Genomic DNA, 24713 nt, shown 5'->3' with positions numbered 1-24713 from the left:
AGCAGGGGCGATCGCCCCTAAAACCCACGAAACAGCAGGAAATTCACTGGCTTTTACCAAAGTCACCCCTTGACAGTAAACTGTGGGGTGGCTCTTGCCCTAATAGGCGTTTGTGTAGCACATAGACAAAAAACAGCGCTGTGCGTATAATTCGTGAAGAGACTGGCTTGACTTAAAAATCAATAAACCCTATAATGTTTTCCAAGGTAAGCTGTATAAAGACCATACAGGAGTAAGTGATGGAACCGGAATCTATCCTAACTGACCAGGGGTTGAATGTATCTGACTCTCCGAGACAAGAAGAACATTTGCAATTTATTGAGAGCTTTTACAGGCGCATACGGGGTCATGTGACGGGAACATCGGAGCACCGAAGCTCAATTCAAGGTTCCACTGAGCCGCGACGTTTAATGCCGACCGCATATCTCTCGCCGCAATCACCTCTTGCCACTGCGCCATCAAGCAGTCAGCAACAGAATAATTTTCGTCCTAGCAACTGCGGTTTAGCTATTAACTTAGCACCGGATTGGGAAAAACAACAGTTACCTATTGAATTGAAAGTTCGCTTTAGTGTTTTCCTGCCTAAAATCAAAGTTACCGAGAAATCACTGCGCCCTATGTGGCAACGTTTTGATATCTGTGCTGCCATCACTTCAAATATTCAAGACTTAGTTACAGAACTATGCCCTTCCCTTTTGCAACTCAATCAGGATATTGAACTTCAGATCAAAAAGGTAATAGAGGCGCATAAAAACGACCCCCTCGCTTGGTTATTTGGACTTAATCGAACTATTGATGATTTGACCGAAAAAGAAGTTACCCTGGCTAAGGAAAATTCTAAGGAATTTCAGGCTGAACTGCGTCAAAGGATTATCCACCAAAAGAAGACTAAAAAGAATGACAATCCCTCTCATGATACGGAAATTCAGCCTGGGCAAGTTGCTCCGATAGAATTTAAAGTTACCGTAGAAGTCCAAAAGCGAGTTATGGGTAAACAGACCCGAATCCGCCTATTTCTGAGAAACAAAAGCGAACAGAGTAGTGGCTTTGACGATCCTAGAGATACAGGTTTATTTGGGGCTTACCTAGAAATTAATTTGCCCCGAGTAATGTGGCAGCCTGTAGAACTATCTCGCTTTCAGATATCTTATCAAGTTGACTCTACGGTGCCCGCGCAGGGAATTAACTGTACACCAGGAGTTGAACTTGAACAAACTCAGGATAGAGTTCGTATCTGGACTGAGTTTCTCCCCATTTATTGGCAAAAGAGACTTTACACGGCTGGAATTCAAGCCCGTTTTAAGGATTTAGCAACGGCAGCGGGTGACGCCGACCTTCTGGTACTCAAAACTATTTGTCAAAGGATGGGGGATTACCGAGATAGCTGGCAAACCTTGATTGAGCAACAGCATCCGCAGACTGGGGGAACAGAATATAACTCACAAGCTCAGCAAGATTTGGACAATTTCAAACAAGAAATAGAACGCTTTGAGTTAGGAATTAAAGTTCTGGAGGAGCCGTGCTACGCGATGCTTCGACAAGCTTTTAACCTGATGAACCAGACGTTTGCCGACATCGACGAAAAGCGTAGAAATCGGGGCAAGTCTGCTTATGAAAACTGGCGACCCTTTCAGATTGTCTACATTGTTTCCAATTTAGCGGCACTAGCAGCACGACAATGGCCTCAAGACTTTGCTAACAATCCCCTAGCCCAAATTAATCATGCCGCCGTAGTTCACTTCCCCACAGGTGGTGGTAAATCTGAGGCGGTTATGGGAATTATATTGACTCAAGCCTTTTTCGATCGCCTGCGCGGTCGAGATTGGGGTCTGGTTGCTTGGTTGCGGTATCCTTTGCGGTTACTAACTTACCAACAGCTTCAGCGTTTTCTGGATACGCTAGTCGCTGCCGATGAAGTTAGAAAGAAGCAACAAAACTTAGCAAAAACCCCTGAATTTACAGTAGGTTATTACGGGGGTCGAGCTAACAGCCCTAATTCTCTAAAATCCGTTCCTGATGAGGTTCAGAATTCGGCACTGCGACAGGCTCGCGAAAAAATGCAGGCCGAACTGGGAAAAGTTCCTAAGTATCTGACTTTAGCTGATGTCGGACACTACGTTCCTGAATCAATCCAGCAATACAGGATGGTGATGCGCTGTCCTTACTGCGGACTAGAAGAAGTCCACACTTTTATTGATAGAGCTACCAATGAACTCCGGCATCGTTGTGGCCCCCTCAATCAACCTTTACCCAATGGCGCTTGCGGTCGTGAAATTCCACTCTATATCGTTGATGAGGATATCTACAGCCAATTGCCAACTTTATTAGTAGGAACTCTCGACAAAATTGCAAACATCACTTTCCGTCCAGCGAGTCGCACTTTATTTGGGGCTGTATCCGATACTTGCTCGGTACATGGCTTTGTTGCTAACAATACTTGCCACAAGCAGGACTCAGTTGGTGGATGTACTCGCAGACAGCTTAAACCTCTACCCACGGCACCCGTTGACCCCGGCATTCCTCTAGTTTTTCAAGATGAACTGCACTTACTCCGCGAGGAACTGGGTACATTTGACGGCCATTATGAAGCTCTCATCGATGCCATTCACCAAGAGCGGGGAGCGATACGTCCGAAAGTTTTGGCTGCTACTGCTACGATTGAGGGAGCAGAACAACAGACAAGACATCTTTATTGGCGAGAACTTTCTCAATTTCCAGTGCGCGGGCCTGCTCAGGGCCGCAGTTTCTACGCCAACGCTCATAGCAAATATGTGACAAGAGGCTTTGTTGGTCTTCGTCCCACTGCTGCTAATCCACTGGATGCAGCAATGGCTCTGATTCAAGCGCTTCGGACTGAGTTAGAGATTATTCGCAGCAATCCTACTAAGTTCAAAGTAGAGTATGGATTGGGAAATTTAACTGATGATACTTTCCTGCAACTGGTTGACGAGCATGACCTTTGTTGTACCTACGTCAACTCCAAAAATGATGGCTCTGATATTCGACGCTCCATTAATGAACAAGTAAAAGCAGGCCTTCGAGAAGAGTTTGGGGAAAACAAAGCTAATGCTATGCTGCCAGAGGCAATTACCCTGACAGGGGATGACGGAATTGAAGTAGTTAAAGAAGTTTTAAAGCAGATGGAGACATCTCAGCTCAACCCCAATTTGAGCGACTCAGAGCGGTTATCAGATGTGGTTGCCACCAGCCTAATTTCTCACGGTGTTGATATTGACAGGCTGAATTTGATGCTATTTTACGGCTGGCCTAACACAACCGCTGAATACATTCAGGCATCGAGTCGTGCAGGACGTACTGTGCCTGGATTAGTGTTTATCTTGTTTCGTCCTCAACGCACTCGCGAACGGGCAATTTTTGACTATTTTGTGAAAACTCATGAATATTTGGATCAGATGGTAGAAGCTGTCCCCATTGACCGTTTTGCACATAATGCTCTCTACCGAACTGCTTTTGGTTTGCTGTTAGGTCGGTTACTTCACATAGATGGCCCTGTAGCTCGACCAGGGAATCAGGTGAGCGACTTAGCACAACTGGACAAGATTGACAAATTGCGGGAGCTAATTTATGGCACAGGACAAGGGCGCTCGCCCATCGACTTGAAAGCTATTATCGCCAAAATTCGCACAACTATTAATCCTGACGAGTTGCCGGAAGGACAGGTTTTTGAGACACCGCTCGATTTAGTAGAAGATGCTTTTGTGTCTCAGATCGATCGCATCGTACAAGACCCCAATGAACGCAAGGATGTCACAAGCGGTCTGACAAAAGATGATATCGCTCATAATTTCCGCTTGCTGTTGTCTCTTCGAGATGTCGATGCAGGCATTGAAATTAATGGATACTAATCACTTTAAATTGGAGAAGACATGAGTAAACAATCGCGCACCTTTTCTAAAGGTAAAGTATTACACAGCGTTGAGCCAGGAAGTGTGGTGACAATTCCTTTCGGAACTATTGAAGTTAATCGTCATTTTGCCCGCAGGGTAGTTGACCTCAGTAAAGATGTAGAGGAAGCTGTACGTCAAGAACTCACTCGCTGGAAGCATTTAGATGCTCAAATGGAAGCTTTCCGTCGGCACACAGCAGAGTTTGTTCCTGTACTCACTAAATCGGTTAATGGTCGCCGGTTGAAAGCCAGAGAGTGCGCTAACTGCGGAGCTATTCGCTACAAGGATCAGGGGAACAGCGATCCCGATGCTCCCTGTCATCAGTGTAAGCATCCAACTCTCAATGAAATTCCGTTTGTTTTTGCCCATGCTGATGGCACGATGCTCCAGTTATACCCCACTCCCTGCTCTCAACACAGTTATGACTATTTAGTTAAAGAAAGGGGTGTTTATCCGCGTTGGCGGTGTAAAGTTAGTGGCTGCACTCATGCAGCTCCAATTGTTCGCCCTCTTTCCCCACAATCCATTATGAAACGCACAGAAGTTTTTCACGCAATAGAATCTGCTACCGGGAATTCTCCCAATCCGATGATGCGTCTTACCACTATTTCTGATAACAAGCTTCAGGTAGTTCATTCCATTTCTAGGGTTAACCCAACTTCTAATGTTGAGAAGTTTATAGCGTTACCAGATTCTCTCCATACTCTTCTAGCAATACATCTAGAATACTTCAATTTTCAAGGCGAAAATCTGTCTCAACTGACAGAGATTATTCGCGTATTAGGAAAAGGGACTGAAGCCGACCAAAAGAAGTTAGAGCAAACTATCGAGACTTTAAAACTAATGAATTTTTCGGAGGAGAAAATAAAAGAATTTTTAGCAATAAATCATAATGTTCAGGAAAGGGATGCGGGTGGCACAGTTGTGGCGGAATTAAGGAAAGCTCTAGCGCGTTTTTCCGAAAATAACGCATTGCAACTTCTAGGAGATGCTCAGGCAGAAAGAGAAACTCGCGATCGCAAAGAAAATCTAACATCAGCTCAAAAAAATGCTGGCACCCTTCGAGAGCAACTGAGCGATCGTGCTGTTCTCATGGATTTGCAGCGTGAAAGCCTCGATGATGCTGTCAAGCGCCTCAGTAACATAGACTCTCCTTTCCATATTAATCTCTCAGCCGCCGGGTCTTTAATGCGTAAAAGTCTAGGTATTAGCCAGGTCACGATCCTTCAAGATTTGCCTGTCTTGCATCTTGCCTATGGATACACTCGCCTCTCTCATAAGCCTGAAGCTGCTGTCCTGTGGGCTTTTGACAAGAATCATTTTGATTTGGCTGGTGAAGCACCCAAAGGAAATTGGATTCCTATGCCCATCTACAAGCTCAAAACTGAAGCACTTTTCTTTCAATTTGATGCTAAACGGATTGTTAAATGGCTTCATGCTAACAATCTAGCTCCTGATCCGGCTACTATTGCCGAGCCTACATTTTGGCTTCTACAACATCAAAGCGAAATCACCAGTCGCAGCGGCCCTGCCTTTGAAGATCGCCTTTCTCCAGCTTTTCTGATTCCCTGGCTGGTTGGTTCGGCTCTACACAGCGCTAATCATCTTTTAATTAAAGCGATCGCAGACCAAAGTAGCTTTGGTGAAACGGCTATTTCTGAGCATCTCCTGCTAAGCCTCAACCAAACCATCATCTTTGTCAATCGCCTTCAAGAGTTTTCACTGGGAGGACTGAAAACCTTCTTCGAGCAGCGTTTAGACCAGGCCTTCAAGAGTCTTCTACAAGAGCGGGGAGACTGTATGTTCGACCCCGACTGCGAAGAAAGGCTAGGCGGAGCTTGTGCTGGATGCTTGCACCTACCAGAAGTCGTCTGTCGCCTCTTTAACAACGCTCTTAGCCGCATCTTGCTTTACGGCGGTGAAATTGGTACTAACATGGAGGGAGTCGAAAAAACCCTCTGGCCGGATTTAGCTTCTGTTGTTAAGAGTGACCAGTTTATCGGCCTGTGGGATAGTCGTTTGGATTAAGCTTTGGTTTTGAGCAACCGTGGTTGGGATTGAGCCGATCAATACCGTTGGCAAATTCAAAAACAGGTCTATTGAGGCGTTCGCTGGCCTCGAAGTTTGTATCTGGGTTAATCCGCGCTCATCTGCGGCTTAAAAACCGATTTACTTGTCCTCAGCAGTCTTTTCCGGCCACAGATAAATAGCGCCAGAAATCAAAGTTAAAGCCACAGAAACCCAAAAAGCAATTAATGCGGGAAAATCCCACGTTTCAGACAGAGGAGCAATTAAAAGTGCGATCGCCCCAATCTGACTTACCGTCTTCAACTTCCCCCAAATATTAGCTCCCGAAATCGTAGTTTTATTAACACGCCACCCCGCAATTGTCAACTCCCGACCAAAAATCAAAAACACTCCCCAAGCCGGGACTCGACCCAACTCAATCAACACTAAAAGCGGCGCGAGCACCAACAATTTATCCACCAAAGGGTCGAGAAACTTACCCAAATCGGTAATTTGATTCAACTTCCTAGCCAAATAGCCGTCCAGCCAATCAGTAGCCGCAGCTACCACAAAAATTGCCGTGCAAATCCAGCGGCTTTGCGCGCTTGGGTCGTACAAACCGTAGAGCAGAAAAGGCACTCCCAGTAAGCGAGAAAAAGTAATCAAATTAGGCAAATTCATAATATAGCAATTCTCAAGTGAGTCAGGTACAGATTGGTAATTGATAATTGGTAATTAAGTGGCGAGTACCTCACTTGTTAAAAACGGCTGTAGAACAAAGCAAGAAGGCAGAGGAAAAAACTTAAGGGCAACCTTGTAAAAAGATTGCCCTTAATTTAACATTTTTTTGTAGCTGTTTAACTTTTAGAAAAACAGATTTTAGCTCTATATTCATGGAATTGCAGCTTACAACAAACAGACGACCCAAAACACCAAGTCTATTAACACGCACCGTTTTTACTGAAGACCACCCCAATTGTTTTGCAAATCAGAGTGATGTCGTAGACAACAGACCACTTGCCCTGATAGTCGAGATCCATCTGCACAATATCGTTAAAGTCTTTAACTCCAGACCGTCCGTGGACTTGCCACTCCCCAGTCAGCCCAGGTTTGACATTTAAACGTTGCCAGTGGAACTCCTCATAGGCAGCAACCTCATCGGGAGTTGGCGGTCTAGTTCCCACCAAACTCATGTCGCCAACTAACACGTTCCAGAATTGAGGCAACTCGTCCAAACTCGTGCTCCGCAAGAAGCGGCCGACGCGGGTAATTCGCGGGTCATTTTCATTCTTAAAAATGTGACCCTTGGCTTGGTTGCTAACTAAATGTTTGAGCTTTTCTGCATCGACAACCATCGATCGAAATTTCCACATTCTGAAATGTCGCCCTTTGAAGCTGCAGCGGACTTGACTGTACAGCAGCGGGCCCGGATTGTCCAACAGCATCGCCACTGCCACCGGCACCGCCACCACTGCAGCAATTGCCAGTCCCAGCAGCGAGCCCAAAATATCGATCGACCGTTTTACCTTGCTCGTTACGGATCGGTGAGGCTGTTGTTTTGATACACAGACGTTGTAAGTAAATTCTTGAAAAAATAAGGACAGCATTTCTGATAATGAGGATTTCGACGAGGCACCCATCGGAAATTTCATATGATTTGTCTCAACTTTAACGACATCTCACGTCCATCTTATTAGTCTCGCCAAATCTGCATAACCTCAAAAGCGGAGCTTTGCACAATCTTTAAAAAGCACTCACACTTTTATAAAGTTTCTGTGTATTTCTTCTAAAAACGTATTTACTTTATGTAAACTTACGTAAATTTACAGAAAAAAGTTAGTCCTGGACGCAAAAAAACCTGGTTTCGACTAGGACTCTTCCCGGAAGACAGGGAGGGTGCTACTGAGAAACCGGGTTTTTTGCCCTTTAGCGATAAATATCGGTGCGAACATCCCAAGCAAGTGTTAGCGGCTCTAACAATTTTTGCTGGCTGCTAGAGGCGAGTTTGCCTAAATATTCGCGAATAACAGAGGCGTGTTCCAGATTCAACCGATAACCCCGCGAGACATCTTCAAAGAAAAGCGGCTCAGCCCAAATTTCTTCCCAATCAGGATTTTGCCTCGACTCCTCGGCCAGCAGCATGAAATCTTCCTCCGCAGGCACAAGTCCCGCCGGCAAATTTCCTTCCAAAATCCGCAGAATCCGGGGTTCGCAGGTGCGGGTATTCACGCCTTGGCCCTCCAACAACTGCAAAATTTCCTGAAAGCTCAGAGTTTCCTCACCCAAAACCTGCATTAATTCCCACAGCAGAAAAAAGTCGCTGTACTGCTGCTGCGACACACCCAAAATTTGAGGATAGAGAGCCAAACTCGCTAACCCGCAGGCAACTCGACCAATTTTTTGGGGGAAATTTGTACTTTGAGATACAGAATTTAATCCAGAATTGTCAATCTCAAAAATATCTCGATCGCCCTGCAATTCCTGGTCTTGAACCACGATCGCATTCGGCAGCTTCTGCCGCAACCAGCGGGCGATCGCAGGCCAAGCACCCATACCCCCCGCACAAATCGCCTGATTAATCCCCGCCGGCGACATTCCCGCGCGGCTGAGCAAAGCATTCAATTCACGATTCAACTGCTGCACAAAAGGCACTAAAACCAGACTTTCCAAATCTTTGCGCTTCACATCCCAATGCTGCTGACCAATATCCAAAGCAAAACTTTTTTGATGTTGCAAAACAACTTTTATTTGCCTTGCCGCCTCTAACAATTGCAGGCCAAAAGCAGAACCTTGTAACTGCTGCTGCAATTGATAGCGACTCGGCAAATCTGGATGGCCAGGACGTGGCAAATCGATCGACATTCCCCAAGTTTCATTTTTAGCCAACAACTGACAGATAATATCCTGATCGAAAGCATCGCCAGCCGCATCAAAACTGTGGCAAGTAAAATCAGCACGAGTTAAATCTTGAAGATTAGACGGCAACTCAACTAAAGCTAATTCCACCGTCGCCGCCCCCGCATTCAAAATCAAAGTTCCCCCGCTAAAAGACGAAGCATTCACACTCAGCGGTGCAGCTTCTTCACCGTCCTTAGCAGAATCCACGGCTGACGACTCGACTTCCATGTTATTTTTCACAGGAGTTACAGCAGCAAGCAAAGTGGCGATCGCATCTTCCACCACAAAAATTTGCGAACATGAAGCCACCAGAGACGCGCCCAAAACCGCCTCCCGCAGATTAAACCGATAAACATCCGACCCGCCGGCCGGAGTCCCCAAAATTACACCCTGCAAGTCTAAAAGCGCCGCATCGAGAGTTTCTGGCGTCAGTCCCGAAGCCCTACAAATTAAATTAGAAACTGGCAATCCTGCAAAATTCGCCCTTGGTGCAGAATCCAAAATTTCCCCCGATTCGGCAAATTTTTGTCCCCGCAAACTCGGATTCAAAGTAGCCAGCAGCGCCCGCACACCTTGCAGCGGCAAGGCGATCGAAAAAGCCTGCAAAGGCGACCACTGCAACAGCGGTTCGTACATCCCAGCAGCCTCCCGCTGATAAGGAATGCCCACCTTTAAAGGCAATTTTAAATTTTCCAGTAAAAATTCTCCAGCAGACAAAGCCTGGGGTCGGAATCCCACCGACTTGACTGTCACCTCTGACCCCGGGCTACCTGGGGCTGTTTGGGCCAACACCGCAGCCGAGGGAATCCGACAACTGGCGTCTGCTGCCCAAGCCTCAGCCTGCGATGCTTCCCAGTAAATCGGGTGCAACTGGCCGCTGGTGCGATCGACCAAAGTCGCAGACAGGCCGGTGGAACCAAAATCAATGCCTAAATACCAGCTAGAATTCCGGCGTTGTCGGGATGGGGCGATCGCACCTGCTGCAGAATGTCCAGCCGAGTCTTGCTGCTGTGTTTCGGCAAACTCGCTAAAATCGGTTTTCCCCTCAACAACTGCTGCTTTACTCTCTGTCGAAATTAGGTTTTTTTTTTGACTTTCTGGAGGACTCGATCGCCGTTCGTTAGTTTCGGCAGTTTCTGGAGGGGGAGAATCAGTCAAAGGTCGATCGGTCTCAGTCAAACTAGCCAAAATCTCGTCTAGCGTCAAATTCGAGTCGTCTTCCTCAGCAAACAAATCATCCTCAAGTTCGTCTTCCAAAACAAAGGGTTCATCATCAGAGGAGAGTTCCAACTCATCGGAGAACAAATCCTCCAGCGTGCCGAGTTCTTCCTCTGCCACCTCCGCAAAGGGATTTGTTGCACTGCCTTCGGAGGAACTCGCCGATAAATCCAAGCTGTTAGCGGCTGAGAAATTCGATCGCCCGAAGCTAGTATTTTCCAATCCCTCCAGATTGTAGAGGTCTGCCTCCAAAAGTTCCAGAGTATTGTTGTCCAAATTTAGAGCTCGATCGAGGTCATCTTCTAACTCCTCGACTGGCAGCAAATCTTCGTCCGGCGAAGCTTGGATGTACCCATCATCGAGCCCCTGCGAGGATGAGTCGAACTCGCCCGTTTGAACGTCACCGGCACTCGGCACACGGGACCCGGCACTGGGGGGGGTTGGGGTAATTTCTGCAGACGTTCTCAACGGCAAAGCTGCTGATTGAGGGACTGTAGCGCCGAACTGCTCGCCTTGGTTGTGACCCGTTTCTATATTTTCTCGATCGTCCGCGTCAAGTTGCAGCTCAGCATTTGAGGCTGGTGCTTCTGAAACTTGAGGTACTGTTGTCCCTTGCGGTTCAAATAAATCGGCACTATCTAAAGTTAGAGACTCTACAGAATTCCCCATTACAAAGTTTGACTCTTCATCTACTAAAATCTCTTCCAGAGATTCGCCTTCATCCAGCAGATTTACAAACAAATCTTCGGTCATGTTTAGCGAGTCGGCAGTTTTCTGATCCGTCGCCGCTTGATATTCTACACCTTCACTTTGGGGCTCAATTACAGTATTTTCTACGGGGGAAATTTCGATTTGTAATTCTACTTCAGGAACCGCTTCTTCCGCGAACAAACTTGCATACAAATCCTCAATATCTTCGCCCGTTTCTGTTAAGCTATTCTCCGATTCACCCTCAGCAAACCCAGTTGCATTTGGAGATGTTTCGGGTGCATAACCGAACAAATTATCTTCCAATTCCGGGAGCAAAATTGGGGCTTGAATGCGGTCGCGGTCGCGCCTCAACTGTTTGAATTGCGGAGAAATTTCTGTACCGGCGTAGGGAAATCTGTCTTCTTCTCCGAATTCGCCGGTGCGAATTTCCCGCACCGAGTCTCCAGTCTGAGTCTCTGCGGCTGAGTGCTCGATCGCAGTATTTGAAGGGGCGGGAGCGACAGAAGATCGATCGGCTGCGGTTGGGGTGACGGTTTCGAGATTATTTGCTAAATCGATCGGCTGTTGAACGTAGGAAGACGCTTCTCGCCCCAACTGTGAGGCCAAGTGGTTGACCAAAGCCGCGAACATCGCCTCGCTCTGCTGGCTCAAACCGTACATATTTTCGAGTTCTTGTCTCAAGGAAGCTTCATAGCCTTGCAGATTTGCTTGCAAAGCCTGGAACACGATAGCCATCCTAGAATCGAGACTCATCAGCAGACTGTCAGCATGAGATTGGAACAGTTGCATTTGCTCCAACCTCTGAGCCGGCGTCAGCAGCGGGGGTTCTTCTGAGGTTTGTGGGTTAAGTGTTACGTCAATAGCCGATTGTTCATCAGGCGCACTGCCCAAAGAGTAAGGTGCTGAGATGCTTTGCAATAACTGATTTTCTAGGGAACTTAGAATTTGGGAGAAATCGCTAGTCAAGGTTTCTTCCAAGCGGGCAGTCAGTACCTGCAAGAATTCACCAATGATTTGCTGTTGGTTGGCTTGTTGTTGAGCTAGGGATTGTTGCTGCTGCCGTTTTGCTTCTAGCAGTTTGATTTCTTGAATTAGAGCTTGCTGCTCTTGCCGCAGAGCTTCTATGTCTTCTTGGAGCGGCCCTGTCAGGCTGGAACGCAGGTGGCTGATTTCTCCGGTTACGGCAAGCATGATTTGCTCTGCGGCTGAGGGGCGAGGCGCGGGCAGAGGCACTTTGGGTACTGGAACTGGTTCGGGGCGGACATTTGGGCGGGCGGGGGCCTTTGGGGCCGTTAGCTTTGAGTCTGAGGAAACCAGATAAGCGCGAACTCGCTCTAAAAGTTGGCGCTGGTGGACAGTATCGAGCGAACCCGTCCAAGGCAAGCGGGGTGCGGGCTTGCTGAGTACCTCGTCTATCTCAGCAATCAGTGCTTGAATTTTGTACTTCTGAGAATTCAAGGGCGGAACCTCTGGGAATGCGGCTTGGGAGAAACTTTACCGACAAAAGACTGAAGTCAATCGATTTTAGATTTTAGATTTTAGATTTTAGATTGAAGCATTGACCTCACGGATCAATTCGGGGGCTCCTTTATCGGATACAGGTTTTTTATTTCTGGACGGATGAATCCGGGGGCTTGTATCCTGGATGCTTGATTGTCAGGCGGCAGCGATGCCAATAGATAGAATAATCTGAATGCGAGTCAGTCAATAATTTACTAATATTTTCTGACAACAGTTAATTAACCTTTTGTCTTCGGATAACTTCTATTGCCTATCATAGGTTAGCCGGTACTTCCGCACCAAATGCCCGCTTCTATCAATTGCAAGTGCTGTCAAATTCTGCGGATCAGGGGCTAGTTTCCCGGCCCGGAGGCCGATTCCTGCTCGGAATAGCTGCGATCCCGACGAACTTTTGCCTTCACCCGCTTGAAGGGCGGGGCGCACACTGTCACCGCGAGTTTTGTTAGCATGGCGGCGCGCCACTGTGTCTTCATTTTTCACCGAATTGGAAAAAACCTCAAACAATTTGCGATTTGGGATGCCGGGATTTGGGATTGTCCCCGTACAGTCGGTTTGAGTAACCTTTAATTATAGCCTTTTATATGTATTCGTGGCTAGATACTAATGGTACAATAATCTTGGGGTAGCAGAAAAGTTGGCTGGGAAGTGGGTGGGTTTCGCTCGCCAAGATCGCAAGTCTTTAGGCTCGCAATGGCTGTGGATTTTGCCGATCGTGCTGACATTCGCCAGGTTCTAGGCAGTTGCTCGGATTTGGGCTCTGTCTACCGTGCTTGCACCCCTTGTGCTTGTGGATTCTGCCTTCTCGACACCAGGGCCGACTGACAACAAATCTCTCAGCAGTGTTAAGCTTGTCTTCGCGAAGAGCTTTCAAAGGTAATTCGATCGGCTCAGTCGTTTGCCACATTGCTAAAATTTTGTTAATAAAATTTGCTCCGTGGTATTTATCTAAAAAATTATGGTATATTCTTTAGTTTCTAGCTCCCAATCAGAGCTTGAGGCTATTAATTCCCATATTGAGCCTTTGACCGCAAAACTTTAGAGGTAAAATTGCCGATTTTAGATCCTTGTTTCTCAAATCTGGAATCTCAAATCGAATGACTCGGCTGCAAGCTATTTCTAACTGCCCAGCGCAGCTCAAGCGCGTAAATTAAAATGATGGCCTCATGGAAGACCGCTTTAACACCCGAGATCCGCAGTCCAATATAAATCAATTGATAGTTTCTACTCCTTTTTTTGCAGGCTTGCCCGATCCTGTAATTGAGAGAGCAACTCTCCACATCGTTACCCGCAGTCATCCGGCAAATCAAGTGATTTTACTCGAAAATGACTGGGGAACATCAGTGTATTTTATATTGGATGGTTGGGTGAAAATTCGCACCTACAACCTAGACGGAAAAGAAGTAACACTGAATATTTTAGGGAAAGGAGAACTGTTCGGGGAAATGGCCGCGATCGAAGAAGCACCGCGATCGACAGATGTCATCACCCTAGCCCCGACACTGATCGGCAATATGCCATCTCAGGATTTTGTGCAGCTTATTCATACCGAGCCGCTAGCAGGCATTCGCCTAGCTCAACTGATGGCGCGTCGCCTGCGACAAGTCAACCGCCGCCTGCGTTTGCGAGAGTCGGACAGTACCTCGCGAGTAGCAGATATTCTATTATTTTTGGCAGAGGGGCAAGGCAAAAAAATCATGGAAACAGGAGGTACCGAAATACCGAACCTGCCACACAGAGAATTGAGCAGCCTCAGCGGGCTGGCTCGCGAAACAGTAACGCGAGTGCTGAGCAAGCTGGAAAAAAAAGGAACTATTCAGCGCGAACGTGACGTTTTGTGCATTCCCGACCTGCACGCCTTAGAGCGTCTGTTAGTCTAGAAGTATCAGAGATTGCTTTCATTGAATCTAATTCAAAAGCACTCTCTGTTAATTAACTGATATTAATGATTTCCCGCCGGAGGTAAAGCTATGAGTTTTAAGAAAATTTTTGTTGCCTTAGATGATTCAGAACTGAGCCACCGCGTCTTCAGTCAAGCTTTAGAATTAGCTCTGAGCGCTCGGGCCCAGGTGATGCTATTTAACTGCGTTACTGTCAACACGTTGGGCGAGACGGCAGTGCCAATTCCGGTAGATTTGGGCATGAATGTCGAGTTAATGAATCAAGCTTATCAAGCTCAACGTTTGCGGCTGGAAACCGAGGAAAAACAGGCTTCTGGTTTGCTGAAAAATTACTGCGACGCCGCAGCAAAACAAGGATTGCAGGTGGAATTTGACTGCAAAAAGGACGGCGCTCCGGGGCATAGTATCTGTGAAGCCGCCGAAAATTGGGGCGCAGATTTAATAGTGTTGGGAAGGCGCGGCCGCACGGGGCTGGCAGAAGCTTTCCTCGGCAGCGTCAGCAATTATGTCGTTCACCACGCATCTTGTTCGGTTTTGGTAATCCAGGAAGCCAAAATCGAAAAATAGTGCTGCTGAAAATTTTGGCTGAGAAAATCCATCTAAAATAAGACTTGCGTTCCTACCTAAACCCGGTTTCTGCGATCGATATTAAATTGGGCGGCGGGGCATCCAAACAGTGAAACCGGGAATCAGCCGTATCGGGCGCAAGTCCGGTAAAATCTAAAATCTAAAATCTAAAATCGGAAAATCGCGAATCAGCCGTATCGGGTGCAAGTCCCGTAAAATCTAAAATCTAAAATCTAAAATCTAAAATCGGATGAGTGATTTTTTGTCAGCAGATGCTGCGTCTAATTCGGGTAGTTCCCCCAGTACAAATAACGAGCCGCAAACCGCCGATATTTCAGCAATGGCTGGCGATCGTACAAATCCAGATCCGGGGAAGCGCCCCTCTGGGGAAGCGCCTTTAAGGCTGGTAGAAACGGCTTTTTTGGCAAGTACCGCTAGCTTAATTTGGCTGGTAAATTATTACTTTCCGCTGGGGCCTTTGCTGCGGGTTTTTTTCCCGATACCCATCGCCCTGGTTTACTTGCGTTGGGGCAACCGAGCAGCTTGGATGGCAGCTTTGGTATCGGGTTTGCTGCTGTCGGTACTCATGGGCCCGACGCGGAGCATTTTATACGTGATGCCTTTTGGAATTATGGGAGTTGCGCTGGGAGGACTTTGGAGGCGCAAAGCGAGTTGGTCACTTTCTGTTAGTGTGGGTGCAGTAATTGGTACTGTAGGCTTCTTTTTTCGGTTTTGGCTGCTGTCAGCGTTGGTGGGTCAAGATTTATGGGTTTACGTCACCGCCCAGGTAACAGAGATGGTGGAATGGGTGTTTGTGAAGCTGGGCTGGCTTAATGTACCGAGTTTGAACACAATTGGGGCGATCGCCGCCGGGATGATTTTGGTTAACAATATTGTCTATTTATTTGTAGTGCATTTAGTAGCTTTGCTGCTATTAGATCGTTTGGGAAATCCAATTCCGCGGCCGCCAAGCTGGGTGCAAGTTTTGATCGATTATGAAGAGTAGTTATTGGCAAAACAGGGCATTGGGCATTGCTAATTGCTACTAAATAACTAATGACTAATGACTAATAGACCTCTCCTGAAAAGCAAGTCTTGAACAGGCAGGATGCCTGTTCCACAATAATTATGGGAGAGGTTTAATGACTAATGACTGCTAACTAATGACTAATGACTAATGACTAATGACTAATTTATGATTGGTATTTATACAAAAATTGAACAGGGGCAGCGGTGGCTCGATCGCTATCGGGGACAAAAACCGATATTTGCCTGCGTGTTAGGATTTACCGCGACAGGCTTAATTCCGGGGATTTCAGCAGCAGGAGCAACCCCGCACGATCGACAATTTACTTGTTTAGCCGATGCAGAATTTTTGTATAACGGCCCCCAACCGTCGCCCCAATATCCTTTGCCGCCCCTAGAAGCGGGTGCCTCGCCGGTACTGATATCTCGCGCTGTAGTCGAAGCTTTGGAACTTCCCCTTTACCTATTTAATGCTGGTTTGCCCCTCCCACCTCCCGTACCTGCAATTGATTTGGGCGGCACTCCGGCAAAGTGTCTGATTTCTGGGAATGCTTTAGAACTCGAAACAGTCAAACATTTGCTCGAACAAGGATTAATTTGGGGAGCTAAATTGGCGGCTCAAACTAATGGCAGCTATTTAATTTTAGGGGAGTGCGTAGTTGGGGGAACGACTACTGCTTTGGGCGTGTTAATGGGTTTGGGTATTGCAGCGGCGGGCAAAGTTAATAGTTCTCATCCTCGCTGCAATCACGCTCAAAAATTGGCGACGGTGACAGCGGGACTCAATAATGCTGAGTGGGAAATTGGCGGACAAAACAGCACTCCCTTGGAATTGGTAGCGGCGGTGGGCGATCCGATGCAAATAGCGGTGGCGGGAATGGCGATCGCCGCGAGTCAGACTTGCGGCGTGCTTCTGGCAGGGGGGACGCAAATGCTGGCAGTATACGCTTTGATGCAAGCCTTAGCCCGTGAATATGCTCTGCTATGGAGTCCCGAACAAGTCGCGGTGGGGAGTACGCGCTGGGTGGCCGAAGACCCTACAGGAGACACTGTAGGACTTGCGTCGGATATCGGGGGTGTGCCTCTGTTGGCGGCGCAGCTAAGTTTTGCTGGATCTCGCTACGGCCAACTGCAAGCTTACGATCGCGGCTATGTTAAAGAAGGGGTCGGTGCGGGTGCGTGTGCGATCGCCAGTGGCTTGACTGCAAATTGGACTCCAACTCAACTCCTCCACGCTGTTGAAGCTTTAGCCTCGCGGTGTGAAGTTAAAAATTAAGTACGTAGTTATAGCAATCGATCCCGGATTTGCGAACTTCTCTCTTTCTGCTCTTTCTGCTCTTTCTGCTCTTTCTGCTCTCTCTCTGCGCCCTCTGTGCCCTCTGCGGTTCATCAAAAAAAATCTTGTTCACCAAATAAAGAGGATTGCTATTTCTATACCAAATCTCGCCTTAATATGCTATTCCCATCCTACTTGTGCGAGACCAAAAACTCCCTACAATCACTCTATAAGTAGACGAGCATAAATCGACGCAAATTGTATTTTTTCTGAAATTAATACCCGATACCCGGTAGCAATATTTAATTAGGCCCGCCTAGATGTTGCGAGTGCATTCTTTTGGAGAGCAACTGTTCTTCCAAGGCGGCAATTCGATTGTAAGCTGCTGTTAGCTGAGCTGTTAAGCGCTGGATTTGAATCTCTGCGCTCAGCTCTTTTTCCAAGCTTTGAGAATTTTTGTCGAAGTAGCTGTCATCTAACAGTATGTCTTTGTGTTCGAGGAGGCCGTCGAGACTGCTGTAGCTTTTATAGGGCGAGGTTTTGTCATTTCCTACCGTTCCAGAGCGATCGTTTATCTGTTGCTGGGTCAGCTTCGTCTCCTTGGCCGACTCCAAGAGCTTTTCATTGAGGTTTTCTATGAGTTTGTAGAGGGCCTCGACTTGTTGGCTCAATACTGTAACTTGCTGGCGGAGCGCTTCCATACAATCATCCTTTGGCTCGTAACTTAATATCTTTACATTTTAGGTAAATCTTTACATAACTTGGATTTATCACTAAATTATTTAATTTTTGACTTAATTGTTGTGTTCCCAATCCTGACGGTAGATTTAGGGAGCCAGCTTGAAGATAATCGATCGGCATTCGTGGGTCGATTGTAGATTTTAGATTTTAGGTTTTAGATAGTCTTGGACACAGGAACCGGGTTGGTTAACCCCCATACTTCGTTCAAACCTTCAATCAGAGTTAAAACGTCGGGTGTCTGAGAGTCGGATCGCACAGCGTCCTATTAGATTGACTTCGCTCTCGCCAGTGCTTTCAGGATTCAGATGAACTCACATCTTGCAGCATTCTCAAGAACGGGCTCTGGGGTTCGTTCCACAAAACATAAATTTTCTTGTGGAACAGGCCGAAAAGCCTGTTGCTAAAAGGCTAATTGAGAATGGTGCAACATATGAGATGAATGGATTTTTAGTTTTTTTATTTATTAAGCTGTCACCGATTTAAAAAGGATTTTTTACTTCGGTTGTGTAAAAAGCGTCATCCAACGGCAGATGGCAGCGGTCTCGTGGTTTCGTTATATTAAAAAATGTAACACAGATGCAGTCGATCGACCCGGCTGGCGAGCAAAACTGGCTCAAAGGAACTTTTTGCAGAGAAATTAGGCGTTAAGTTGACGGAGTTTTCCGCATCGGAAAGCTCGATCGACAAAGTAGAAGGTAAAATCAGGGCAAGAGCCAATCGATTGCGCGATTGCGCGATTTTAGATTTTAGATTTTAGAATTGAAGCATTGACCCCACGGATAAATTCGGAGGCTTGTATCCTCGATGCTTTCGGTCAAACAGACTCTCTTCGCAGCAGAACCGAGTACAATGGCTCTGTGTTTGAAAAAGAAATAAGACAAATCGGCGCCAACTACCGGACTCGACAAACAATTATTTCCCGGGCTGCAGAACACAAAACGATGGGTCAATATTTAGAAAAGCGGATTGACAGGTGAAACGAAGGTCTTTGCTATTGGGGGCCGCCACCCTAACTTTAAGTCAATTGGCGGCAGGGTGCGACTCGAAGCCCATGCTCAAAATTCGATCGCTCAAAAACGGTATTCCGGCCCAACTGGTAAGCAAATTTAGCCGCGATGTACAACCGTCTCCGCTTTTGCAGGTAAGGCAAGAAGCAGAATTAAAAGAATTATTCGCCCTGTTGCAGGAGTGGAAACGGGTTCCCGAATCAAAAAATCAAGCTAACTTGGTGATGTTGGGAGATTACTGGCTGACTTTGGCAATTAGGCAAAAATTGATTAAGCCGATCGATCCTGCTAAGTTTGCTAATTGGCCAAAATTGCCCGAAAGGTGGCAAAAACTCGTCCGGCGCAACGATGAGGGTAAATTAGATCCTCAAGGTAAAGTGTGGGCTGCACCTTACCGCTGGGGAAGTACGGTAATTGCCTATCGAACCGACAAATTTAAGGCTTTGGGGTGGACTCCGACAGATTGGAAAGACTTGTGGCGAGTCGAATTGCGCGATCGAATTTCTCTGCCAGACAGTGCCAGAGAAGTTATCGGTTTAACATTAAAAAAACTAGGGAAATCTTACAATACGCAGCAATTAGATAAAGTCCCAAATCTCAAAAAAGAACTCGCAAATCTGCACCAACAAGTTAAACTTTATAGTTCGGACGCTTACCTGCAACCATTGATTTTAGGCGATACTTGGTTGGCAGTAGGTTCCTCTGGGGACTTGCTGCCGCTGCTGCAAACTCAAAAGGATATTGCTTTAGTAGTTCCGCTTTCGGGAACTGCACTTTGGACGGATTTGTGGGTACAACCAGCATCAGGAAATCCAGTTTCTTTAGTGGAAAAATGGATTGATTTTTGCTTACAACCTGGGGTTGCTCCTCAATTATCTTTGCTGGCTAAGGCTAGTTCGCCGATAATTGTCGGCATGAAACCCGAAGATTTGCCGGAAGCTGTTCGCACTAATTCTGTGTTGTTGCCGGATGCTAAGATTCTTGCTGCTAGCGACTTTCTGCTGCCTTTTGGGGATGCGGGGATCTCGCTGTATCGATCGCTCTGGCAAGAAACTAGGCAAGTAGTTAAGAGTTAAATTACAGTCATCCCGCGAGCCCGCCAGGGGTTGAAACCCCTGTCTAATAGCTAAAGTCCTCTCAAAGAGGACTGAAGAACTCATATCATTTCCGGTTACACTCATACATGATGTTGACTGTTGACGGTTGACTGTTGACGCCGTGAACAGTCAACCGTCAACGCCGTGAACACTGAACTGGAATTTACTATTCCGATGCTAACGGATTTGATATCATTAGTCGTCTTCAGACGACTTTAGCTTTGAGGCAGGGGTTTCAACCCTTGCCGGACTATGGGTTTGACCTTAAGTTCACACTCCCAAAGGCACGGCGCCGTGTCCTAACTCTTGTAGGGACACTAATCTAAAATCCTTTCACCCTTCCTCGAATACCCGGATTTGAGAGAGATTCTAAATCAATGCGACAGTTAAGCCGATCGCCCTTGCATGAATAAACTGCCAAAGCAGTGCCTTGACGGTTGCAAACTCGCACATTGTAACCATAATCGTTGGCGACAGTGCCAAAGCGGTTAACAAACTGATAGCGTTCCATATAATCGAGCAAACTCCAAAGTTGGCGGTTGACTATGAGAATTACCCAAGTATTGCCGGGATCGACAAACCAGCGATCGAGCAATTTGCCGCCATAGAGTTTTTGAGCTAACCACAGACTCGGCACGCTTTTTTCGGTTTGCGAAAGCGGGGGCGACGGGAAATTAGCAGCGTTGCCAGTCGGGCAGATAGGCTGCTGGGAAAAGGCCGCAGATTGCTCGCACAGCAAGGCTCCGAGGCACGCAGAACAGGCGATCGGGAACAAAAATAAAGTTTTTGTCAAAATGCTATTCTTGCGGGTATCAACATCGTATTTCATAATTATTGTTTTCTTTTTTATATATTTCCCGTAGGGGCGGGTTTTACCAACCATTTATGTCGGCAACTCGCCATCTAGAAAACCCGCCCCCGCACAGCAGATAACCTACATCAACCTTACATTTTATTATCTGCAAAAGATGTAGATTGCGATTTTGTGTTGCGGAGGGGCGGGTTTATTAGATTGTTTGTTTTTGGCTTTTATTGTTGGTAAAACCCGCCCCTACAATATTAAAATTCCGATCGCCTAAACAATGAAGCAGGCAGACAAGCAGTAAAAGTAGAACCGCAATCTAACTCGCTAGTAACTTCAATATCGCCGCCCATCATCTGACAAAAACGCTGACTGATAGTCAGTCCCAAACCAGTACCCCCGTACTTGCGAGTAGTTGAATCGTCAGCTTGAGTAAAAGGTTGGAACAGTCGCTCTTGCTGTTCTTGTGTCATGCCGATGCCCGTGTCCGTCACTCGAAAAATTAAAAAGTCTGAATCCAAAATTAACATTTGAGCAATTTTTGGTTGATATTTATTTTTTAATTCTTCGCTGGTAATTCTTTCGACAGTAAGCACGATCGCCCCATTAGCAGAAAATTTAGCAGCATTGCTGAGCAAATTCAGCATTACCTGTCGCACTTTCATCAAATCGCCGTGCATCGCACCGATATTGTCAGAACTCAATACTTGCAAAATATTGCCGTTTTTATCCATTAGCGGTTTGATAGTTGTTACTACCTCCTCGATTAAGCCTCCAACATCGAAGCTTTCGAGGTAAATCTCCATCTTGTCAGCTTCAATTTTGGAAATGTCTAGAATGTCGTCAATTAGGCGCAGCAAGTGTTTGCCAGCAGTGCGAATTTTGTCTAAATCCGAGACTACCTGTAAATTGCCTAACTCTTCGGCATCTTCCGCTAGCATATCGCTGTAGCCGATAATCGCGTTGAGGGGAGTGCGTAACTCGTGGCTCATGTTTGCCAGAAAAGCACTCTTGGCGCGGTTGGCGAGTTCTGCGGCTTCTTTAGCCAACTGCCACGCTTCTTCAGCGTCTTTGCGTTCGGTGATATCCCGCAGTGTCGCCACTACCGCTTCGACGCTGCCGTCTGTCGTACAAACCGGGCTGAGAATGTACTCGTAGTCACGGGTTCCCCAGTTGGCCGTGGGGACAATTACTTCGCCTTTCTTGGGCTCGGCTGTGGCAAATATGCCGTCGCATTCTTGGTGAACCCGCTGCATAATTGTTGGCGGCCAGCCTAATTCCTGCCAGGTTTTGCCAATCATTTCTCTGGGGTTCATGCCGGCAGCTTGAGCGGCGGTGCGGCTGACATAGGTGTATTTTCCCGATCGATCTACTAGAAAAATTAGGTCAAGAGAAGCGCCGAGAATCCCGTCAACTGTTCTGGCGTGTCGGGCTACTTGAGCCGTCATTTGTCTGACTGTGATGGCGCCGCGGACTCTGGCGGCGAGTTCAAACCGCAAGAGTTCGTTGGCTTGTTTGAGGAATAGGGTGCGCTGTTCGACTTCTATTTCTAGTTCTGCTTTGGCTTTTTCTAGGGTGAGTTCTGCCAGTTTGCGATCGCTCACATCTGTAGAAATTGTACCGACTGCATAAGCTTTACCTTCGGAGTTGCAGAGGGGAAATTTCAGAGAAATATAAGTGTGCGGGCCGTCGTCTTGAGGGATGATTTCTTCGAGGGTTAGGGGCGATGAGGATTCGAGAACTTTCAGGTCATTTTCTCGCAGGGCTGCTGAAGAGTCTTGGGGAAAAATATCGCCGTCGGTTTTCCCTGTTATTTGCTCTTTTGCGATGTCAAACAAATTGTCAAAATGCCGGTTGGTGAGCAGGTATTTTCCGTCAACATCTTTGATGTAAATTACTGCTGTTGAGTTGTCTAAAATCGCTTGCAGCAGTGCTTCGCTCTTTCGCAGGGCTTTTTGAGTGTTTTGGCGATCGAGTATTTCTGGCTGCAATTCCAAGTTGAGGCGATTTAAGTCTTGCCAAGCTTCCTGGACTAGATTTAAGGCGATCGCGCTTTTTTCTAGTTCTGTATTTACCTGCCGCGACTGGTTTGAGACGGAGTTTTCGGGCAATTCTAGGGGTTGGAAAGCAAGCGGGATGTGGGGATTTGCGATCGGGCGTTGGCGAAGCCCTCGAAGAGGATCGCCCGCCAATTTTTTATTATATCGAAAATCTACCGCTAATTGACCATCTAAACTCGATTTTTTAGGGAATAAATCGGGGAATTCGCCGAAATTTAAATTGTCATAAATTATATCAAATGTCCGCGATCGCTGCGGCGGTTCGGCGCTGGAGTTAAATGCCCAATTCCCGTCTGCTGTTGATAAATCTGAGTTAGCGGGTTTGGCAATCCGGCGAGTGACGGCAACTCCCAAGGCGAAGGGGACAATGGCAACCGCAGACATTACCAGCAGCCAGTTGTTGCCCCACCAAGTTTCGATCGAGGTTTTGGGGATGAATCGCACTAAAATTGCTGCGGGTTTTCCGGCTAAATTGCCAAGGGATTTGGCAGCTACAGCATAAGTTTGACTGCCTGTTTGTACGTTTCCGGCGACTGGTTTGCCGCCGGCGGCGAGTGCAGATTTCAGCAGCGATTTTTCTGCCAGCAAGTCTGGTAACTTTTGGTTTTTTGTAACTGCTTGCGAACTTGCCAAGACAAATTTGCCGTCCGCCAGCGGTGCGTAGATAGCCTGATATCCGCCGCCCTGTAAATTGATGGTTTTGGTGCTAGCAACTGCCGAAGTTTGGCTGATAATTTCTCCTAAGACTAAGGCAGCAATCACTGTCTGATTTTTGGGATCTTTTATGGGAATTGCTGCGTAGTGGAGGAGAACAGGGCGAGATCCCTTTCCGGGCGGCAAAGATCCCAATTGTTCCTGAACTTCCGATTTAGCAATGATTTCGGTGGCGGTAATTGGGTTTTTTGTAGCGAATACTCGATCGACTATTTTTTGCAGGTTAAAACTTTTTCCCTTCTGGTTGGGGTTGACGCTAACCACTATCTGCCTGTTTTTTCCAACTAAGGCCGCGCTGTCTATATCCCCTGTTTTGGCTTGATTTTCTAGAATTTTATTGACAGATTTTTGTAAATATGATATTTTTTTGCGGCTGTTGTAAGCTAAGGCTATTTGGGCGATCGTTTTGCTGTCAGAGGAGTTTTGCAAACGGTCGGCGGCGCGATCGAGTGGTAGATTGTAGTTAATTTCACTAAGGCTCAGTTCAGATTTAGCTTGATTTTGCAGTTGATTGCTTCCAAGTGCCGATGTTAGCCAAATTGCTGCTGCCGTTAGTCCGACGGGCAAGATTGTTTGTAAAGTCAGCAGTCCGATTAGCTGTTTTCTGGTAACAGATAAGTTGTAGGTACACGGCTTGAAAGCTGCTTTCAATCTTCTTTCGGAAGTCGCAACTTTAGTTGGCTGCAGACAATTTGGCTGGCTGTCGTTTAACTGAGTATGAGCCATAGTAGTAGATGCGGGATCGGTTGTAGATGACAAGCAATCAATTTTAGATTTTAGATTTTAGATTTTAGATTTTAGACTTTGGCGTGAGCGCTCAGTTGAACGATTTTAGATTTTATATCGAGTTCGGTTAATCACTCCTATCCTATCCGGTCGAGCGATCGAGATTTTTGTAGGGGCGGGTTCACCAACAATACCTGCCAATAATTGACAATCTCCAAAACCCGCCCCGACCGGGATATTATGGTTAATCGATCGGACATGATATCATCATAAAATTGTTGCCTCTCGCCGCCAACCAAGCAAGAAAATGACTGGGTATTCTCAAAAAAATCGGTTTCTCGCTGTTAATTAGATTGTGTTATTTAGTTGTTTTTACATATAATACTGTCGGCTCCTATTTAAAGTGTATTGGGATCATCCAAATGAGTCCTTTCACAGGAGTGTTCGCGGTTAGAGGTAGGCTTTGCTGTGCAAGATACTCGCACTCCTTAAAAACGCTTTTTGCCAAATCGGGATGCTCCCGCATACAGTCGTAA

The 24713-nt window shown here is 46.7% G+C and carries 16 protein-coding genes; 8 read left to right on the top strand and 8 right to left on the bottom strand.

The window, feature by feature from the left end:
* Nucleotides 1-239: 239 nt before the first annotated feature.
* The gene (locus tag QT992_RS07875; RefSeq protein ID WP_333376776.1) at nucleotides 240-3866 is read left to right on the top strand and encodes a helicase-related protein; all 3627 of its coding nucleotides are present in this window, start codon (nucleotides 240-242) and stop codon (nucleotides 3864-3866) included.
* Between the two features lie 21 nt (nucleotides 3867-3887).
* Nucleotides 3888-5936, top strand: coding sequence for a hypothetical protein (locus tag QT992_RS07870; protein ID WP_333376774.1), 2049 nt, complete (start codon nucleotides 3888-3890; stop codon nucleotides 5934-5936).
* A gap of 141 nt (nucleotides 5937-6077) precedes the next feature.
* Here the strand turns inward: QT992_RS07870 and pgsA are convergent, their stop codons facing one another.
* From pgsA to QT992_RS07850, 4 genes are all read right to left on the bottom strand, one after another.
* Nucleotides 6078-6596, bottom strand: coding sequence for a CDP-diacylglycerol--glycerol-3-phosphate 3-phosphatidyltransferase (gene pgsA / locus QT992_RS07865; protein ID WP_333376772.1), 519 nt, complete (start codon nucleotides 6594-6596; stop codon nucleotides 6078-6080).
* A gap of 260 nt (nucleotides 6597-6856) precedes the next feature.
* Nucleotides 6857-7522 (bottom strand): sugar transferase, encoded by a 666-nt coding sequence (locus tag QT992_RS07860; RefSeq protein WP_333376770.1) that lies wholly within the window; start codon nucleotides 7520-7522, stop codon nucleotides 6857-6859.
* A gap of 319 nt (nucleotides 7523-7841) precedes the next feature.
* Nucleotides 7842-12200, bottom strand: a complete 4359-nt coding sequence (locus QT992_RS07855; RefSeq protein ID WP_333376768.1) for a hypothetical protein — start codon at nucleotides 12198-12200, stop codon at nucleotides 7842-7844.
* Between the two features lie 306 nt (nucleotides 12201-12506).
* Nucleotides 12507-12743, bottom strand: coding sequence for a hypothetical protein (locus tag QT992_RS07850; protein ID WP_333336866.1), 237 nt, complete (start codon nucleotides 12741-12743; stop codon nucleotides 12507-12509).
* A 683-nt stretch (nucleotides 12744-13426) separates the two neighbouring features.
* Between QT992_RS07850 and QT992_RS07845 the strand changes: the two genes are divergently transcribed.
* The 4 genes from QT992_RS07845 (at nucleotide 13427) to cobT (ending at nucleotide 17030) form a co-directional block, all read left to right on the top strand.
* The gene (locus tag QT992_RS07845; protein WP_333290119.1) at nucleotides 13427-14140 is read left to right on the top strand and encodes a Crp/Fnr family transcriptional regulator; all 714 of its coding nucleotides are present in this window, start codon (nucleotides 13427-13429) and stop codon (nucleotides 14138-14140) included.
* A gap of 90 nt (nucleotides 14141-14230) precedes the next feature.
* Nucleotides 14231-14728, top strand: coding sequence for a universal stress protein (locus QT992_RS07840; protein ID WP_333315900.1), 498 nt, complete (start codon nucleotides 14231-14233; stop codon nucleotides 14726-14728).
* 250 nt (nucleotides 14729-14978) lie between these two features.
* Nucleotides 14979-15734 carry a DUF2232 domain-containing protein gene (locus QT992_RS07835; protein ID WP_333315899.1) on the top strand — a complete coding sequence of 252 codons (756 nt, stop codon included), beginning with the start codon at nucleotides 14979-14981 and terminating at the stop codon, nucleotides 15732-15734.
* A 189-nt stretch (nucleotides 15735-15923) separates the two neighbouring features.
* Nucleotides 15924-17030 carry a nicotinate mononucleotide-dependent phosphoribosyltransferase CobT gene (cobT, locus tag QT992_RS07830; RefSeq protein WP_333336864.1) on the top strand — a complete coding sequence of 369 codons (1107 nt, stop codon included), beginning with the start codon at nucleotides 15924-15926 and terminating at the stop codon, nucleotides 17028-17030.
* A gap of 302 nt (nucleotides 17031-17332) precedes the next feature.
* On the opposite strand, the gene QT992_RS07825 is transcribed toward cobT, so the two are convergent.
* Together QT992_RS07825 and QT992_RS07820 are read right to left on the bottom strand one after the other, a co-directional pair.
* Nucleotides 17333-17731, bottom strand: coding sequence for a hypothetical protein (locus QT992_RS07825; RefSeq protein ID WP_333315897.1), 399 nt, complete (start codon nucleotides 17729-17731; stop codon nucleotides 17333-17335).
* Between the two features lie 598 nt (nucleotides 17732-18329).
* The gene (locus QT992_RS07820) at nucleotides 18330-18488 is read right to left on the bottom strand and encodes a hypothetical protein (RefSeq protein ID WP_333336862.1); all 159 of its coding nucleotides are present in this window, start codon (nucleotides 18486-18488) and stop codon (nucleotides 18330-18332) included.
* A 50-nt stretch (nucleotides 18489-18538) separates the two neighbouring features.
* Between QT992_RS07820 and QT992_RS33565 the strand changes: the two genes are divergently transcribed.
* Both QT992_RS33565 and QT992_RS07810 read left to right on the top strand, forming a co-directional pair.
* Nucleotides 18539-18748: a phycobiliprotein lyase gene (locus QT992_RS33565; protein ID WP_445251111.1), complete on the top strand. Its 210-nt coding sequence runs from the start codon at nucleotides 18539-18541 to the stop codon at nucleotides 18746-18748.
* The gene (locus QT992_RS07810) at nucleotides 18745-19854 is read left to right on the top strand and encodes an extracellular solute-binding protein (RefSeq protein ID WP_333336860.1); all 1110 of its coding nucleotides are present in this window, start codon (nucleotides 18745-18747) and stop codon (nucleotides 19852-19854) included. The genes QT992_RS33565 and QT992_RS07810 overlap by 4 nt, the downstream gene beginning before the upstream one ends.
* Nucleotides 19855-20197: 343 nt before the next feature.
* On the opposite strand, the gene QT992_RS07805 is transcribed toward QT992_RS07810, so the two are convergent.
* Nucleotides 20198-20704, bottom strand: a complete 507-nt coding sequence (locus QT992_RS07805) for a hypothetical protein (protein WP_333336858.1) — start codon at nucleotides 20702-20704, stop codon at nucleotides 20198-20200.
* Between the two features lie 230 nt (nucleotides 20705-20934).
* The gene (locus QT992_RS07800; RefSeq protein ID WP_333336856.1) at nucleotides 20935-24210 is read right to left on the bottom strand and encodes a PAS domain-containing protein; all 3276 of its coding nucleotides are present in this window, start codon (nucleotides 24208-24210) and stop codon (nucleotides 20935-20937) included.
* Nucleotides 24211-24713 lie beyond the last annotated feature (503 nt).

The organism is Microcoleus sp. T3_D1 (assembly GCF_036700405.1).
Taxonomy (GTDB): domain Bacteria; phylum Cyanobacteriota; class Cyanobacteriia; order Cyanobacteriales; family Microcoleaceae; genus Microcoleus.
This window is presented reverse-complemented; position numbering and strand designations above follow the sequence as displayed.